Origin of the sequence: Streptosporangium amethystogenes subsp. fukuiense (assembly GCF_042665875.1) — a bacterium.
Classification (GTDB): domain Bacteria; phylum Actinomycetota; class Actinomycetes; order Streptosporangiales; family Streptosporangiaceae; genus Streptosporangium; species Streptosporangium fukuiense.
In genome coordinates this window covers 797,765-813,764 of sequence record NZ_JBHTEE010000001.1, presented here as the reverse complement: position 1 = coordinate 813,764, position 16,000 = coordinate 797,765, and the positions used below count along the sequence as shown (strand labels likewise).

At 70.2% G+C, this 16,000-nt stretch carries 12 protein-coding genes; 7 read left to right on the top strand and 5 right to left on the bottom strand.

Annotated elements, in window-relative coordinates; genetic code table 11:
* The first annotated feature begins 464 nt into the window (after positions 1 to 464).
* The gene (locus ACFQVD_RS03545; RefSeq protein ID WP_343963157.1) at positions 465 to 2,054 is read left to right on the top strand and encodes a tryptophan halogenase family protein; all 1,590 of its coding nucleotides are present in this window, start codon (positions 465 to 467) and stop codon (positions 2,052 to 2,054) included.
* A complete protein-coding gene (locus ACFQVD_RS03540; RefSeq protein WP_343963159.1) occupies positions 2,051 to 2,656 on the top strand; it encodes a flavin reductase family protein in 606 nt (201 codons plus the stop codon). Before ACFQVD_RS03545 ends, ACFQVD_RS03540 begins: the two co-directional genes overlap by 4 nt.
* Here the strand turns inward: ACFQVD_RS03540 and ACFQVD_RS03535 are convergent.
* Positions 2,649 to 3,827 carry an MAB_1171c family putative transporter gene (locus tag ACFQVD_RS03535; RefSeq protein WP_364147997.1) on the bottom strand — a complete coding sequence of 393 codons (1,179 nt, stop codon included), beginning with the start codon at positions 3,825 to 3,827 and terminating at the stop codon, positions 2,649 to 2,651. The genes ACFQVD_RS03540 and ACFQVD_RS03535 overlap by 8 nt on opposite strands.
* A gap of 211 nt (positions 3,828 to 4,038) precedes the next feature.
* Positions 4,039 to 5,562 carry a glycosyltransferase family 39 protein gene (locus tag ACFQVD_RS03530; RefSeq protein WP_364147999.1) on the bottom strand — a complete coding sequence of 508 codons (1,524 nt, stop codon included), beginning with the start codon at positions 5,560 to 5,562 and terminating at the stop codon, positions 4,039 to 4,041.
* A 396-nt stretch (positions 5,563 to 5,958) separates the two neighbouring features.
* Between ACFQVD_RS03530 and mppP the strand changes: the two genes are divergently transcribed.
* The 5 genes from mppP to ACFQVD_RS03505 all read left to right on the top strand — a co-directional run bounded on the left by mppP (position 5,959) and on the right by ACFQVD_RS03505 (position 11,740).
* Positions 5,959 to 7,107 (top strand): enduracididine biosynthesis enzyme MppP, encoded by a 1,149-nt coding sequence (gene mppP / locus ACFQVD_RS03525; RefSeq protein ID WP_343963165.1) that lies wholly within the window; start codon positions 5,959 to 5,961, stop codon positions 7,105 to 7,107.
* The gene (locus tag ACFQVD_RS03520; protein WP_343963166.1) at positions 7,104 to 8,330 is read left to right on the top strand and encodes an aminotransferase class I/II-fold pyridoxal phosphate-dependent enzyme; all 1,227 of its coding nucleotides are present in this window, start codon (positions 7,104 to 7,106) and stop codon (positions 8,328 to 8,330) included. The genes mppP and ACFQVD_RS03520 overlap by 4 nt, the downstream gene beginning before the upstream one ends.
* A gap of 3 nt (positions 8,331 to 8,333) precedes the next feature.
* Positions 8,334 to 9,164: an enduracididine biosynthesis enzyme MppR gene (gene mppR, locus ACFQVD_RS03515; RefSeq protein WP_343963167.1), complete on the top strand. Its 831-nt coding sequence runs from the start codon at positions 8,334 to 8,336 to the stop codon at positions 9,162 to 9,164.
* 187 nt (positions 9,165 to 9,351) lie between these two features.
* Positions 9,352 to 9,801 carry a helix-turn-helix domain-containing protein gene (locus ACFQVD_RS03510; RefSeq protein ID WP_343963168.1) on the top strand — a complete coding sequence of 150 codons (450 nt, stop codon included), beginning with the start codon at positions 9,352 to 9,354 and terminating at the stop codon, positions 9,799 to 9,801.
* 1,015 nt (positions 9,802 to 10,816) lie between these two features.
* On the top strand, positions 10,817 to 11,740 hold the full coding sequence (locus ACFQVD_RS03505) for a hypothetical protein (RefSeq protein WP_343963170.1): 924 nt from the start codon (positions 10,817 to 10,819) through the stop codon (positions 11,738 to 11,740).
* 94 nt (positions 11,741 to 11,834) lie between these two features.
* Here ACFQVD_RS03505 and ACFQVD_RS03500 read toward each other — a convergent pair whose 3' ends face one another.
* From ACFQVD_RS03500 to ACFQVD_RS03490, 3 genes are read right to left on the bottom strand one after another with little or no spacing between them, the layout of a single operon-like run.
* Positions 11,835 to 12,992: an acyl-CoA dehydrogenase family protein gene (locus ACFQVD_RS03500; protein WP_386270503.1), complete on the bottom strand. Its 1,158-nt coding sequence runs from the start codon at positions 12,990 to 12,992 to the stop codon at positions 11,835 to 11,837.
* Positions 12,993 to 12,994: 2 nt separating this feature from the next.
* Positions 12,995 to 13,942 carry a hydroxymethylglutaryl-CoA lyase gene (locus tag ACFQVD_RS03495; RefSeq protein WP_343963173.1) on the bottom strand — a complete coding sequence of 316 codons (948 nt, stop codon included), beginning with the start codon at positions 13,940 to 13,942 and terminating at the stop codon, positions 12,995 to 12,997.
* A gap of 37 nt (positions 13,943 to 13,979) precedes the next feature.
* Positions 13,980 to 15,998: an acetyl/propionyl/methylcrotonyl-CoA carboxylase subunit alpha gene (locus ACFQVD_RS03490; protein WP_343963175.1), complete on the bottom strand. Its 2,019-nt coding sequence runs from the start codon at positions 15,996 to 15,998 to the stop codon at positions 13,980 to 13,982.
* Positions 15,999 to 16,000: the final 2 nt, after the last annotated feature.

Here is a 16,000-nt window from a genome sequence, read left to right as displayed (position 1 = left end):
GTCCGCGAGGATCCCCCAGGAAACCGAGAGTGATATTCTCACCACTCTCCCATTGGCTCTGTCAATAAGATCAACCTAACTCCGACGCCGAGTGGAAGTCAACTCTCATTGCCGAAAGCGCCAAATCTCATACATGCCAGTTGATGTGCTTACCTTCAAAACAGCCGCTGAGCTGCGACGATCTCTGAACCCCTCGATCACTGGGAGCATGGCGGCACCGGTTCTCGACAGCCGGACAGCCGGGAAAACATCTCCCTCGAATCGGCGACCGGCCCATTACTCAGCGTACCGAAAGCGCGCCTGACCGCCCTGTTTAGCTATCAAGTCAATGATGTGGAGCCGGACCGCACTTTTGGTACAGGCTTTCAACAATGCCGGGGTGGATGACACGCCGAGCCGCGCCTTTCACATCACCCGGCGTTCACCCGGTGTTCCGTTCTCACGCGCAGGGATAAGGGTTCAGAATGGTCAAAAGCGTAGTTATCGTCGGAGGTGGCACGTCGGGCTGGATGACCGCCTCGTACCTGCGGGCGGCTTTCGGCGACCGGATCGACGTGACACTGGTCGAGTCGAAGAACGTGCCCACCATCGGGGTCGGAGAGGCGACCTTCAGCACGATCCGCCACTTCTTCAACTATCTGGGCCTGGACGAGCGCGAGTGGATGCCGGAGTGCCAGGCCACCTACAAGCTGGCGATCCGGTTCGAGAACTGGCGCTCCCAGGGCCACCACTTCTACCACCCGTTCGAGCGCCTGCGCGCCGTGAACGGATTCCCGCTCACCGACTGGTGGCTGAACGAGCGCCCCAGCGGCCGGTTCGACAAGGACTGCTTCGTCATCGCCTCGCTCTGCGACGCGAACCGGTCTCCCCGTTATCTCTCCGGAGCACTGTTCGAGCAGGACTTCACCGAGGGTGGCGCGGAGCGCGGCTACCGCACCACGCTGACCGAGCAGGACACTCAGTTCCCCTACGCCTACCACTTCGACGCCGCGCTGCTGGCGAGGTATCTCACGAGGTACGGCACCGACCGCGGCGTCCGTCACGTGCTCGACGACGTGGTGAGCGTGAACCTCGACGAGCGCGGCTGGATCAGCGACGTCGTCACCAAGGAGCACGGCGCGCTGGCAGGCGACCTGTTCATCGACTGCACCGGCTTTCGCGGGATGCTGCTGAACAAGGCACTCTCGGTGCCCTTCATGTCCTACCAGGACACCCTGCCCAACGACCGGGCCGTGGCGCTGCGGGTGCCGGTGAACATGGCCGAGCGGGGCATCCGCCCCTGCACCACGGCCACGGCTCAGGAGGCGGGGTGGATCTGGACGATCCCGCTCTTCGGCCGCGTCGGCACCGGCTACGTCTACGCCAGTGACTACTGCACGCCCGACGAGGCGGAGCGGACCCTCCGCGAGTTCGTCGGCCCGGCCGCGGACGACCTCGAGGCCAACCACATCCGCATGCGGATCGGCCGGAGCGAGAGCTCCTGGGTGAACAACTGCGTCGCCATCGGACTGTCGAGCGGGTTCGTCGAGCCGCTGGAGTCCACCGGCATCTTCTTCATCCAGAACGCCGTCGAACAGCTCGTCAAGCACTTCCCCAGCGAGCGCTGGGACGACCGGCTGCGCCAGTCCTACAACCGCCAGGTCGCCAATGTGATGGACGGCGTGCGCGAGTTCCTGGTGCTGCACTACCACGCCGCGGCGCGAGCCGACAACGACTACTGGAAGGACGCCACGACCCGCCAGGTACCCGACGGGCTGGCCGAACGCCTGGAGCAGTGGCAGGTCAAGCTGCCCGACTCCGAGACGGTCTTCCCCCACTACCACGGGTTCGAGCCCTACTCCTACACCGCCATGCTCCTGGGGCTGGGCGGCCTGCCCGTGCAGGCTCCGCCGGCGCTGAGGCTGTTCGACGGCGCCGCGGCCTCCAGGGAACTGCGGATCGTCCGCGACCAGTCCCGTGAACTGGTCGGCAGGCTGCCCAGCCAGTACGAGTACTTCGCGCGCCTGCACGACCTGCCCCCCGAGCGGCGGGTCGCGCACGGAGCGCCGCGATGAAGGATCCGCTGGTCGGCCTCTCCCCCTTCGACATCCCTTTCGAGCCCTCCTTCGAGCCCCCCTCGGCGCCGGCGGTCGATCCGGCGCGGTTCCGGTCGCTGATGTCCGCCTTCCCCAGCGGGGTCGCCATCGTGACGACCGCCGAGCCCGGCGGCAGGCCATGGGGGATGACCTGCTCCTCGGTGTGCAGCGTCGCGCTGGACCCGCCGACCCTGCTCGTGTGCGTCCGCAGGCTCAGCCCGACACTGAAGGCGATGCTGAGGCTGTCGACCTTCACCGTGAACCTTCTGCACGACCGCGCGCGCTACGCGGCGGAACTCTTCGCCTCGGGGACCCCGGACCGCTTCGAGCGGGTCAGGTGGCGCGCGGAACCCTCCTTCGGCGGGCCGCACCTCGTGGACGAGGCCCACGCGTTCGCGGACTGCCGGGTGACCCGGGCCGTCGAGGTGGGCGACCACACCGTGGTGTTCGGCCAGGTGTTCCGGGTGGAGCAGCGGGCTCGGGCGGTACCGCTGCTCTACGGGCTCAGGGAGTACTCCTCCTGGTCGCCCGCCCCCCGTCGTCCGGAGGGCCCGTGGCCGACCGGCGGCATGCCTACCTGAGACGCCGCGGACGGCGCGCGCCGGCTAGCCGGGACAACCGCCACGCCCGTCGCGAACGGCGGTAGGCACGGGCGACGTCGCAGAGGAAGGCGACGTCGCCCGCCAGGTCGTCCCCGCCGGGCACCGTGTCCCGGGGCGGCTTCCCGGCGGGCGCCTCGTCTCCGGAGAGGGCGCGCAACGCGGCCGACAGCGTCGCCGCCTCCACGACGGCGTCCAGTTCCCGGCCGGTGATCCCCGCGGCCGCGGCGCGCTCCCGCGCCGCGGCCGCGACAGCGGGGTCCAGGTGATGCCGTATGACCGTCCGGCCGTCCCGGATCTCGACGACCCGCCGGTACAGGCGCAGGCCGAGGTCGCGCGGTGGCAGCAGGCCGGCCAGCCGGTGCGGCGGCCGCAGGAGGGCGATCTGCGGGCTGACCCGGTACAGATCTTCCCAGAGCGGTCGCAGCACCGTGTAGACGCGGTAGTGACGGAACCACTCCAGCAGGGCGGGCACCCGCAGGAACGCCCCCCACACCGGCATGGTGGCGCCCAGCGGGACGCATGCCAACGCGACCAGGGCAAGCCCGGCGTCCAGCGCGTGACCGAGCGGCCAGGCGTGGTCGTCCCCCATGACGGCCGCGGCCGACAGCATCGCCTTGTTGACGTGGTGTGCCAGGGCCGCGACCAGGCCGGCGACGATCAGCTTCTGCCCGATCCCGGCGGAGACGTCGCCGGTCGGGGGGAGCATTCGTCTGGATCGCCGCATGATGAGCGAGGCGAGCAACTCCGCCTCCCGTTCCTCGACGACCGAGTAGGAGTCGCGGCTCAGGACCCTGTGCACCATCCCGGAGTCCAGACTGGGCATGAGCAGCCGCACCTGCTCGGCGGCCGACAGGTCGGTCACGTCGTGCCCGCAGAGCAGATGGCTCAGCTCGTGGAGAATGATGTGTTCCTGGTGCGGTGGCGTGGTCACCTGCTCGTAGAAGATCAGATCGGCGCCGTCGACGGCCACCCACAGCCCCATCACACCGCGCCGGCTCCTCATGGGCTCCAGCCGGATGGTGCGGCTGCGCCTTCGGGCCACCGTGTCGCACAGCTTTCCGGCGTCGAACGGCATGGGCAGCGGGAGTTCGCCCAGTATCTCGTCGCATCTGCGGCGCAGCCGCCTGAAACTCGCCCCCGGACGGATCATCGTGATTCTCGAAAAAGGACGAGAACGGACCGGCCGCGCCACCCTGGGGATGATTTCCGCCCCCGGAGAACCACGGTCAGAATTCCAGAACGGTGACGTCCGCGGGCTCTTCGAGCCCGCGGACCGACGTCTTCATCGACTGACCCACCCCCGTGAGGTCTCCATGTCATATCCCGGCCGAGCCTAGCAGGCCGGAAATCGGGTCGTGATCTCAGAATGTACCGAGCCAGCGCAGTTCAGGCCATATCCGCGACCACGGTTCACGGGGGTCGCGGCACACCAGGATCTCCTTCCCCTGCTCGAAATGGGGAAACTCGAAATCGAGCGTGCCGCCGAGCTCGCACCGGCCGAACAGCCTGGAGAACGAGGCACGGTCCACACCGACCGCTATGACAACCGTTTTATCGTCCGCCGGACGACCGAAATCAGCATAGGAATTGTTGCCGCTGTACTCCCGCGGCAGTCCGTAACCGGGGCCGTACAGCGCGACGGCACCCGCCTCGCCGTAGTTGTGGCCGTAGACGACGGCCCGTGCCCGGTCGGCCTCCGGCAGCGACCGGTAGACCGCGGCCACCTGTCCCGCCAGGCCCTGCCAGCCCGTCTGGCCGAACTGCTCCTCACCCAGTGCCGCCAGCACGGGATCACGGGCGTACACGGCGGCGGGAAGGACCGGCATCACCATCACCATCGCCAGCAGCGTGTTCCCCGCCACCGCCAGCCCGACCCAGATCCGGCGCGGGATCGTCGCCGCCCAGGTCGCGGCCCTGACACATCCCGCCACCAGCAGCACGGTCAGCAGGCCCTCGGTGTACCGGGGGGCGCCACCGGCCAGGAGCAGGATCACCACCATGACCGGATAGGCCACGGCGAGCGAGCGGTAGGCGCGCCATTCGGGCCGGCGCAGCAGGGCCAGCAGTCCCACGACCCACACCGGGGTGAGGAACGGGCCGATCATCAGTATCTGTCCCACGAAGAAGTTGATCACGCTTCCGACCCCGAACGGCTCGGACAGGCTCCCGGCCACCGCGAACTGGGGCCAGCCGTTCAGCGCCTGCCAGACCAGGCCGGGCGCGGCGACCAGCGCGGCGACCCCGGCGCCGGCCAGGAGATACCCGCTGCGCAGCACCCGTCTGGGCCCGGTGACCAGCAGTCCCGCCGCGAGGCAGATCACCAGCAGCACCACGAGGTACTTCGCGAGCAGCCCGATCCCGACCACCGCGCCGGCGACCGGCCAGAGCCTCTTCTCGCCGGTACGGATGACACGGATCACCAGCCAGCACGCGGTCACCCAGACGAGGTGGTCCACGGCGGTGGGGTGGAGTACGTGCCCGGCGGCGAACGACGCCAGCGAGCCGGCCGTCGCGCACGCCGCGAGCACCTGTGCCCGGCCGCCCCCGCCGAGTTCGCGGGCGATGAACCCGGCGACCAGCACGGCCACCCCGGCCAGCAGCGCCGGCACGACGCGGATCGCCACCAGGTTGTCGCCGAACAGCGCCATCTGCACCCGGGCCAGCAGCGGGATCAGGGGCGGCTGGTCCACGTATCCCCAGTCGAGATGCCCCGCGGCCACCCGGAAGTAGAGTTCGTCGACGTAGTACCCCTGCCCTCCGGAAAGCAGCAGGAACACGGCGGCCGCTCCGCCGGAGACAGCCGCGAGGGGTCCCCGGCGGAGCGGCGACAGCGCCGCCCCGTTTTTTTCCGCGGCCGGTTCTGGAATGGCGGTAACGGTCGACATTTAAGGGCACCTCTCATTCTCGATCCACGACCCGCCACGGCATGCCGGACATTCTCATCCGTAAAATAGGCGCTCCACACTGAATCATCCTGCCGACAGTACAGCCGCTGGTGACAGCATGACGGGGGCATCGCGGACGGGCAACGACATTGAATCCTCGGGAAAATATGCAGCTCGCGTATTGAGCGACCAGGTGCTTGCGAACATTCTTTTCATGCATTATTTTTCCCTCAACGCCCCTGTCGTTTTGTGTGATCGATACCCGCATTCCGCGGAGCCGGTCGACCGGTGGTCCACGAACGGTCATCCCGGATTCGACAGGGATTTTTCGAGTGCCGGAAAACAGATGTCCCCGGCCGCCCCACACTCCCGAACCACCCATGCGAGGTGAACGGAATGCAGGAAACCCGAACGGTGCCCGCCGGTCCAGGGCCGGATGTCGGTAATCTCACCCAGTTCGAGTATCTGGCCCTGAACAGCCCGCTGAACATCGCCGACGCGCACGCCCGCCAGGAGCTCACCGCGGGGCAGGCCCGGATCATCGACGACCTGCCGAACCTGTTCCTCAAAGCCGCCGAACTCCCGGTCGAGGAGGTGGAGCGGGAAGCCCATCGCGCGTACTTCGGGCTACTCGGCCAGCACAGCTACCCGGGCGACGACGGCCGTGTGCTGGCCTGCTACTCCTCCTCCGTGGCCATGGAGATCCTCGCCCGCTCCCTGGCCGGCGCGATGAGCTCGGTCGCGCTGATCCACCCCACTTTCGACAACATCCCGGACATCCTCCGCGGTGTCGGGCTGGACCTGGTGCCGGTGGCCGAGGAACGGCTGGGGGAGGACGACCTCGACGACGTCCTGGGCTCGGTGGGCTGCGTCTTCGTCACCACACCGAACAACCCGACCGGCCGGGTGCTGTCCGAGGAGGGCCTGAGCAGGCTCGCCGGTCAGTGCGCGGAGCGCGACCTGGTCCTGGCGCTGGACACGTCGTTCCGCGGGTTCGACCCCGCCGGCCACTACGACCACTACCGGGTGCTGCGGGACAGCGGGTGCCGCTGGGTCGTCATCGAGGACACCGGCAAGCTGTGGCCGACGCTCGACCTCAAGGTCGGCTGGCTGGTGACCGCGGCCGACCTCGGCCTTCCGGTGGCCAAGATCTACTCCGACATCCTGCTGGGCGTGTCCCCGATGGTGCTCGCGCTGGTCCAGCGGTTCTCCGAGGACGCCGCGGACGGCGGCCTCGCCGACCTGCACCGCTTCGTGGCGGAGAACCGCGCCGTGGTACGGGAAGGGCTGGCCGGGGTGCCGGGGATCCACTTCCCCGATCCGCACAGCAGGGCCAGCGTGGAACGGGTGCACGTCGGCGCGCGGTCGGCGCTGGAGGTGTGGTCCAGCCTGCGGGACCACAACGTGTACGTACTGCCCTGCCAGAAGTTCCACTGGGCGAACCCGCCCGAGGGGAACAGCACCCTCAGGATCGCCCTGGCCAGGTCCGCCGCTCCCCTCGGGGAGGCGACCCGGGCGCTGCGCTCCGTACTGCTCGCACGTTGAGAACCGACGCGGGCGCGGCCCCGGTGACTCCGGCGGAGAGCGCGGGACCCCTGTCGCACGTGCGCTCCTGGCGGGCGGGGGTCGTGCAGTCGCTCCCCCCTCCCGGCGTGTTCGACCTGGGGCCGGGCTACCTCGAACCCGGCCTGCTCCCGGTCGACCTGCTGGGAGCCGCCTACGCGCGGGCACTGGAGGAGTACGGCTCGGCCGCGCTCGGCTACGGCGACGACCGCGGCGCGCTCGACCTCCGCGCCGCACTGGCGGAACGGACCGCCCAGGCGGACGGCATCGCCTGCGAGCCAGGAAACGTGCTGGTCACCGCGGGCATCTCGCAGGCCCTTCAGCTGCTCGCCACCACCCTGGCGGAGCCGGGGGATGTGGTCCTCGTCGAGGAGACCTGCTACGACCTGGGACGTCTGATCCTCACCGACTGCGGGATGCGGCTGCGCGAGGTGCGCTCGGACTCGGCGGGCATGGATCCGGAGGCGTTGCGCGAGGCCCTGGCCGGGGAACGGGCGGCGTTCGTCTACCTGAACCCCACCTTCCACAACCCCACCGGCCGGGTCGTCCCCGTCGCGCGGCGACATGAGCTGCTGTCCGTCGCCTCCGGCCACGGGACTCCGGTCGTGGAGGACGACGCCTACGCCGAGCTGAATCTCGGCGAGGCTCCCGCTCCCCCCTCCATGGCGGGGCTCGCGGGCTACCACGGGGTGATCCGGCTGCGCACCTTCTCCAAGACGCTCGCCCCCGGGCTGCGCCTGGGCTGGCTGCTCGCCGGGACCGAGACCGTCGACCGGCTCGCCGGTCACGGGCTGTTCCGCAGCGGCGGCTGCCTGAACCACACCGCCGCGCTCGCGGTGGCCGCCCTGGTGCGCGCCGGCGACTACGACCGTCACCTGGACTGGCTGCGAGCCCGGCTGCGGCAGAGGCGTGACACGCTCGTGGACACCCTGCTGGCCGAGCTGAACGACGGTTTCGAGCTCGACCGGCCGGACGGCGGCTTCTTCGTCTGGCTCCGTGCCCGCCACCGGCGGCGCGAGCCCGACCTGCTCGGCGCGGCGAGCGGTGCCGGGGTCGAGGTGGCCGCGGGCTCCCGCTTCGGCGGCACGGCACGGCCGGCCGTCCGGCTGGCCTACAGCTTCAACTCCCCCTCACGGCTGGCCCTCGCCGCCCGGCGGCTGGCCGCGGCCTGGAACGCGTTACCGGCGCACACGGATCGGACCTGACGCATGCGATCGATCGAGACGACCACCCCTGCCACTCCGATGGCGGGTCCGCACGGCTACACCCTGCCGCTCTCCCCCTCCGGGGGCTCGGCGATGGTCACCCCGCCGCCCTGGCACTTCTCCGGCGACGTCATCATGGTCGACTATCGCGTGGACCCGGCCGCGGCCGCACGGTTCCTGCCGCCCGAACTGGAACCGGGACCCGACCCCGGCGAGGCCGCCGCGATCTTCGCCGAGTGGCAGTGGTGCTCGGAGTCCGGAGCCGAACTGGCCGACCCGGCGCGATGCCGGTTCGCCGAGTTCCTGATCCTGATCTCCTGCCGGTACCGGGGGCGGCATCTCGCGCGATGCCCGTACGCCTGGGTGGACAGTCCGGTCCCGCTGATGCGCGGCTGGATCCAGGGCATGCCCAAGCAGTTCGGCACCGTGCACCAGATCCGGCCGGTGGCGGTCGGCCGCGCGGGTCCCCGGCTGGCCGGCGGGGGACGGTTCGGCGGGGTCCTGTCCGTGGACGGACGGCGTACCGCCGAGGCGACCGTCACGCTGGACGGCCGGATCGACCGGCCGCCGCCTCTGCACACGGTCCCGCTGGTGCACACCCGGCTGTTCCCCTCCTGGGTGCCGTCGGAGGCGCCGCTGAACCGGCTCGTCGTCTCGGAGGTCACCGACATCGAGTTCTCCGACATCTGGGCGGGATCGGCCGACCTGCGCCTCCTCGACGTGCCGGACGCCGACCTGGCCGGCCTGGCCCCCGTCGAGGTGGGCAGGGGGTACGTGTTCTCCTACGCGGAGACGCTGCATCACGGCCGGCCGCTGACGGATGACGACAGGTGACGGCCCCCTGCGAAAAATCAAGATATTTCATCTGATGTTCGCCCGGCGGACCTCTCGGCGACCGATCCTCCGGAACAACAAACTGTTGTTGGCCCATATACACACCGCTATCCATCCCAGTTGACGCCCTGGTATCCTTCGAGCTGCGACCCGAGCCTGCCCAGGCCGGTCCGCGCGGGAAGGACACATGCCAGACACCTCGCCGGCCGACTCGCCGGACACCCGGCGGACCCTCGCGGCGAAGCTGAATCATCTCTTCCACACGGTCCACCCGCGCGACGGCGGCGAGTACAGCTTCGAGGAGGTCGCCGAGGCGCTTCGCGCGGCCGGCGGCCCGACCATATCGGCCACCTACATCTGGCAGCTGCGAAAAGGCATCCGCGACAACCCGACCAAACGACACCTCGAAGCCCTGGCGGGATTCTTCGGCGTCCCTCCGGCCTACTTCTTCGACGACACGGCGGCCGAGCGGATCGACGCCGAACTCGCGCTGCTGACCGCCATCCGGGACACGCACGTCCGGCAGCTCGCGCTGCGCGCGGCCGGTCTCTCCCCCAGGAGCCTGAACGCCATCACCGAGATGATCGAGCGGGTACGCGAGCTGGAAGGACTGCCCGACACCACGGAGAAGTCGTGAGCGCCCGCCCTCCTCGCGGAGGCAGGCAGGCCCGCGGACGCCACCCTCGCCTTCGCCCGCTCATCCTCCGGTATTCCGCACCGCTCCCGCCGGGCGGTCGACGACGCACCGACCTGTTCGGACCGGTGTCCAAGTAAAGTTTAAGTCGCACCCAAGATCGTGTGAGAAGACTTCTCCGGGAGATCTCCTGAGGGAGAAATCATGGTGACCGGATACGACGGCGCGGAAAACTGCGGTCTCGCCCGCTCACGCTGTTCCGGCACGACTTTCCCCGCCCTCGGGCAAGGAAGTGAAGGAGAAAGTCATGAGAACACGCGGAATCATCGGTGTGGCGGTCGCCGCCGCCCCGGCCGGTGGGCTCCTTGTCCCGGCGCTCCCGGCCTCGGCCGCCGGTCGTCACCATCAGGACCGGCAAGATCCTAGAACCACGGACCGGCACCAACCTGTTCCTCAAGTGCCCCGACACCCACCCGTGGTAGACGACCGCGGGGACAACCGGCCACTACACCCGATGAAGGAACACCGGCGGCAACCGCCCGTCTTCTTCAGGAACGAACCCCGCTTGACGGACATGCCGGCGAGCGCACTCCGGTCAGGCCGTTCCAGGGCCTGACCGGAGTCCGGAAACCGCCCTCACCTCATAACGCTCCGCGACGATCCGTTGGGCGCGCTCTCGACCTGCCTGGTGTTTCACCAGGTCGGAGACATCTCCTATCGCTCCGCGCAGCCGAGCCCAACGATGTCGAGCAACCGGTCGACCGCGGAATCCACCAAGACGCGAAAAGTCACTTCAGTTCTGCGTCGATTCAGAAACGACGTCGGCCGGAAATCGCGTAGAGTTGCATATTTTTCCGAATTTGATAAAAAGCGGAGGTTTCCAATGTCAGGGAATACGGAAGTTACCGATCAAGGCTCTTCGGCGCGGCATTCCGAAACGAGGTCGGCTTCCCTATCCGATACGCCCGCCGCTCCTGCCGCCTTCTCTGTGACCCCTGGGCCTGCCCGGGGCCTGCCCGTGCTGGAGCCGCATACGGTACTGACGGCATCCGAGCTCTACTCACGCATCTGCGTGAGAGACCCCTACTTCGCCCTCAAGGACGTCACGGTGATAGGGCAGGGCGAGGTGGCGGCCGGGGTGCCCGTGCAACAGGACCCAGACATGGAGGCCGGCTGCATCGGCATTGCCGAAGCGGGCCGCCACCTGGCGATTCTTGGCTCATGCGCCGCGGCCGTGGTGGCGCCTCGGGAGGGCCAGCACTTCTACCTGGCAACGGGCGCCCGCGGACAGTGGCTGAACCCGGAGCCGCAGGCGCGCGCCTCGGAGTTGCTCCGGGGCTCGGCGCAGGCGGAGCACACCGGCGAGCGCACCGCCAAAGCACACACGCTGCTGTCCTCGCCCGACGGCACTCCACTGATGCGCTTGGATGTGGACTACGACGTGCTGCCGGCCGCCACCTTCACGCGTCTGTTCGCCAAGGCGCGTGTGGACATGCGTCGCGAGCCGCGCCTCGACGACGGAGTCCGGCGCGCGCCCGAGGAGTGGGCCGAGCTGCGGCAGAACCCGTACGGCAAGCCCCTGGCACTGCGTGACTGGCACCCGGACGGCGAATGCCTCAGTGCCGCACTGGGCCCGGTGACAGCGGACATGTGCAAGGGCCACTTCGCCCTGCACCCGGCGATGCCGGTGGCCGTTGTCGCCGGTGGCATGACGCGAGTGGCCACCGCACTGCTGCGCCGGCTGGAGGGTGCGCCATCGGCTCGCTGCGTGACGAAGGGCGTACGCCTGGTAGCGCATAGCCTCGCCTACGCGGGGCAAACGGTGAGGTTCAGCGCGCACCGCCGTACCCGCGAGGGCGCTGACCATGACTTCCGCTGCTGGGCCGAGGTGGGCGAGCGCGTGGTGGCGGAGCTCGACATCACCTTCACCCGTGTGGACTGAGTCGCCTCGGTCCTGGGCGATCGTCAACCCGTCCGGCTTCGTCGAAGCGGGCCCGGTCCCCTCACCCGCGACCGGGCCCGCCGCCTTCCAGCACTCAGAGGTCGCCGAGTCCCAGCTCCCGGGCGATCAGCATGCGCTGGACCTCGCTGGTGCCCTCGCCGATCTCCAGGATCTTGGCGTCGCGGTAGAAGCGGCCGACCGGGTATTCGTTCATGAACCCGTAGCCGCCGAAGATCTGGGTGGCGTCGCGGGCGTTGTCCATGGCGGCGTCGCCGGCGACGAGCTTGGCGATGGCCGCCTCCTTCTTGAACGGCTCCCCCGCGAGCATCTTCTCCGCGGCGTGGTGGTAGGCCAGGCGGGCGGTGTGGGTGCGCACCTCCATATCAGCGATCTTGAACTGGATGGCCTGGTAGTGGCCGATGGGGTGGCCGAACGCCCGGCGCTCGCGGACGTAGCGCAGCGACTCGTCCACGCAGCCCTGGGCCAGCCCGGTGGAGAGGGCGGCGATGGCGATGCGGCCCTCGTCGAGGGTCTGCAGGAACTGCGCGTAGCCGCGCCCACGCTCGCCGAGCAGGTTCCGCGCCGGGACCCTGCAGTCGTCGAAGGAGAGCCCGCGGGTGTCGGAGCAGTTCCAGCCCACCTTGGAGTACTTCCTGGCGACGGTGAGGCCCGGGGTGCCCGCCGGCACCAGGATCGTGGAGATCTCCTTCTTCCCGTCGGCCCGCTCACCGGTGATCGCGGCCACCCCGATGACGCCGGTGATGTCGGTGCCCGAGTTGGTGATGAACGCCTTCGTGCCGTTGATCACCCACTCGTCGCCGTCCAGCACCGCCGTGGTACGCATGCCGCCCGGCACGTCGGAGCCGCCGCCCGGCTCGGTGAGACCGAAGGCGCCCAGCATCTCGCCCGACGTCAGCCTGGGCAGCCACTCGGCGCGCTGCTCGGCCGTGCCGAACCGGTAGATCGGCATGGCGCCCAGCGACACCGCGGCCTCGACGGTGATCGACACGCTGGAGTCGACCCTGGCCAGTTCCTCCAGGGCCAGGCAGAGCGCGAAGTAGTCGCCGCCCATACCGCCGTACTCCTCGGAGATCGGCAGCCCGAACAGGCCCATCGCGCCCATCTGCCGCACGATGTCGTAGGGGAACTCCTCGCGCTCGTAGAGGTCGCCGATCACCGGGGCCACCACGTCGCGGGCGAACGCCTCGACGGTCTTGCGTAGTTCCTCGTACTCGTCGGTCAGCTTGGGCATGGTCACTCCTTCTCCACGGGGGTGCGGGACGGGCTCCCGGCCAGGGCCTGGACGACCCGCGACGGGCTGGGGCGGCCGAGCCTGCCGGCCAGCCAGGTGCTGGTCTCCACCAGCGACGGAAGATCAAGGCCGGTCTCGACGCCGAGACCGTGCAGCATCCAGACCAGGTCCTCGGTGGCGAGATTGCCGGTGGCGCTCTCGGCGTACGGGCAGCCGCCGATGCCTCCGGTGGAGGCGTCGACCACGGTCACCCCCTCCCGCAGCGCGGTGAGGGTGTTGGCCAGCGCCTGGCCGTAGGTGTCGTGGAAGTGGACCGCGAGCCGGGAGGGGTCGCCGAAGGCCTCGATCAGCGCGGCGACGTGACCGGCGGTGCCGACCCCGATGGTGTCACCGAGCGACAGCTCGAAGCAGCCCAGGTCGAGCAGCCTGCGCCCGACGGAGACGACCTGGGCGATCGGCGTCGGGCCCTCCCAGGGGTCGCCGAAGCACATCGACACGTACGCCCTGACCTTCAGCCCGTGCGCCAGCGCCCGTGCGACCACCGGCTCGAACATGTCGAACTGCGACTCCAGCGTCCGGTTGAGGTTCCGGCCCGCGAACGTCTCGGTGGCGCTCGCGAAGACCGCGATCTCCTCGACGCCGTGTTCGAGCGCGCGGTCCAGGCCGCGCTCGTTGGGCACGAGCACCGGGTAGCGCACACCGGGGACCCGCTCCATGGCCGTCAGCAACTCCGAGGCGTCGGCGAGCTGCGGCACCCACTTGGGGTGCACGAAGCTGGTGGCCTCGATCACCCGGTGTCCCGCGGCGGCCAGCCGGGCGATGAACTCGGCCTTGACCCGGGCGGGGACCACCGCCGCCTCGTTCTGCAGCCCGTCGCGCGGCCCGACCTCGTAGATCGTGACCCGCTCGGGCAGTCCCTCCGCCCCGATCCGCTGCGGCTCGCGCATCATGCCCCCTCGCCCCTCCGACGTCCCGGTACGGCGTGCATCACCGCTCCTGTCCACCGACCACGGCCAGCACGGCGTCCATGCCGACCGCCTGGCCCGTCCGGACCCGCAGCTCGGCGACGACCCCGTCGATCGGCGCGGTCACGGTGTGCTCCATCTTCATCGCCTCCACGATGAGCAGCGGCTGCCCCTCGGTGACCCGGTCACCGGCGGCCACCTTCACCAGCAGAACGGTGCCCGGCATCGGGCTGCGGACCAGGCCGTCCCCCGGACCGCCCGTGCCCGCCCGGTCGCCGGGATCACCCAGGTGCCGGTGGGTGAACGCCCAGGCGTCGCCGTCGCGGCCGAGCCACACCGTGTCGCCGTCCCTGGCGACGGCGTAGCGCCTCGCGGTCTCGCCCAGGGTGACGAGCAGGTCGTCGCCCTCGTCGGCCAGCAGTGCCCGTACCGTCTCGGCGCCGGCCCCTGCGCCGTCGCCGTCACCGGAGGGGACGCCGGAGAGCAGGACCTCGGCGCCGGAGGCGGGCAGGCCGCGCACCCTGAGCTCGTGGACCCCGTCGCGGCTCTCCAGCCGGTAGACGGTCCACGCCGCCTCGCCCAGCCGCCAGCCGTCGGGGACGTCCCACGGGTCGGCGTGTCCCGCGGGGACGTGCTCGCGGTGCAGGACCAGGGCCGCGGCGGTCAGCACGTCGTCGGGGACGCCCGCACGGGAGACCAGCTCGTCGAGGTGGCGCTCGACGAGGCCGGTGTCGAGGTCTCCCGCGACCACCGCGGGATGGCCGACCAGGGCGCGCAGGAAGGAGATGTTGGTGGGCACCCCGAGCACGGCGGTGGCCGCGAGCGCCCCGTCGAGCCGCCGCAGGGCGCTCACCCGGTCCGGTCCCCAGGCGATGACCTTCGACAGCATCGGGTCGTAGTCGCTGCCGACCACGCCCCCGGCCAGCAGGCCGGAGTCGACCCGCACGCCGGGCGGCTCGCGCAGTGCGAGGACCCGGCCTCCGGTAGGCAGGAAGCCCCGGAAGGGATCTTCCGCGTAGACCCGGGCCTCGACGGCGTGACCGTCGAGCCGCACCTGCTCCTGGGTGAGCGGGAGGGGCTCGCCGGCGGCGACCCTGAGCTGGAGCTCGACCAGGTCCAGGCCGGTGACCAGCTCGGTGACGGGGTGCTCCACCTGCAGGCGGGTGTTCATCTCCATGAAGTAGTAGTCGCCGGTTGCGCCCTGGACGATGAACTCCACGGTGCCGGCGCCGGTGTAGCCGACGGACCTGGCGGCCTCGACCGCCGCGGCGCCCATCGCGGCCCTGGTCGCGGCGTCGAGAAGCGGGGAGGGCGCCTCCTCGACGATCTTCTGGTGGCGGCGCTGCAGGCTGCACTCGCGCTCGCCCAGGTGGATGACGCCGCCGTGGGCGTCGGCCATCACCTGGATCTCGATGTGCCGGGGGTTCTCCACGAACCGCTCGATCAGCAGGGTCGCGTCACCGAACGCGGCGGCGGCCGTACGGCGGGCGGACGCCAGCGCCTCCGGCAGCTCCGCCGCGGAGCGCACGAGCACCATGCCCTTGCCCCCGCCGCCCGCCGAGGGCTTGATCAGCGCGGGGAAGCCGATCCGCTCGGCGGCCTCGGCCAGGTCGTCGCCCGGTTCGGCTCCGCCGGGAACGACGGGGACGCCGGCCGCGGAGACGGTGGCCTTGGCACGGATCTTGTCGCCCATGGCCTCGACGGCCTCCGGCGGCGGGCCGACGAAGACGAGCCCGGCCTCGGCACAGCGCCGGGCGAAGGCGGCGTTCTCGGCGAGGAAGCCGTAACCGGGGTGCACGGCCTGGGCTCCGGTCGCCGCCGCGGCGGCGAGGATGCCGTCGACGTCGAGGTAGCCGCCGGCGAGGCGTACCGCGACATCGGCCTCGCGGACGTGCCGCGCCCCGGCGTCGGCGTCGCTGTGCACGGCCACGGAACGGATGCCCAGCCTGCTGAGCGTGCGGGTGATCCGCAGGGCGATCTCGCCGCGGTTGGCGACGAGGACGGTGTCGAACATCCGGCGGGGTGCTGATGGGTGGGTCATGG

What these genes read in the sequence shown, in the direction of transcription:
- ACFQVD_RS03545 (WP_343963157.1), top strand. Translation starts at nt 465, where the DNA reads ATGGTCAAAAGCGTAGTTATCGTCGGAGGTGGCACGTCGGGCTGGATG.
- ACFQVD_RS03540 (WP_343963159.1), top strand. Translation starts at nt 2,051, where the DNA reads ATGAAGGATCCGCTGGTCGGCCTCTCCCCCTTCGACATCCCTTTCGAG.
- ACFQVD_RS03535 (WP_364147997.1), bottom strand. Translation starts at nt 3,827, where the DNA reads ATGATCCGTCCGGGGGCGAGTTTCAGGCGGCTGCGCCGCAGATGCGAC.
- ACFQVD_RS03530 (WP_364147999.1), bottom strand. Translation starts at nt 5,562, where the DNA reads ATGTCGACCGTTACCGCCATTCCAGAACCGGCCGCGGAAAAAAACGGG.
- mppP (WP_343963165.1), top strand. Translation starts at nt 5,959, where the DNA reads ATGCAGGAAACCCGAACGGTGCCCGCCGGTCCAGGGCCGGATGTCGGT.
- mppR (WP_343963167.1), top strand. Translation starts at nt 8,334, where the DNA reads ATGCGATCGATCGAGACGACCACCCCTGCCACTCCGATGGCGGGTCCG.
- ACFQVD_RS03510 (WP_343963168.1), top strand. Translation starts at nt 9,352, where the DNA reads ATGCCAGACACCTCGCCGGCCGACTCGCCGGACACCCGGCGGACCCTC.
- ACFQVD_RS03500 (WP_386270503.1), bottom strand. Translation starts at nt 12,992, where the DNA reads ATGCCCAAGCTGACCGACGAGTACGAGGAACTACGCAAGACCGTCGAG.
- ACFQVD_RS03495 (WP_343963173.1), bottom strand. Translation starts at nt 13,942, where the DNA reads ATGATGCGCGAGCCGCAGCGGATCGGGGCGGAGGGACTGCCCGAGCGG.
- ACFQVD_RS03490 (WP_343963175.1), bottom strand. Translation starts at nt 15,998, where the DNA reads ATGACCCACCCATCAGCACCCCGCCGGATGTTCGACACCGTCCTCGTC.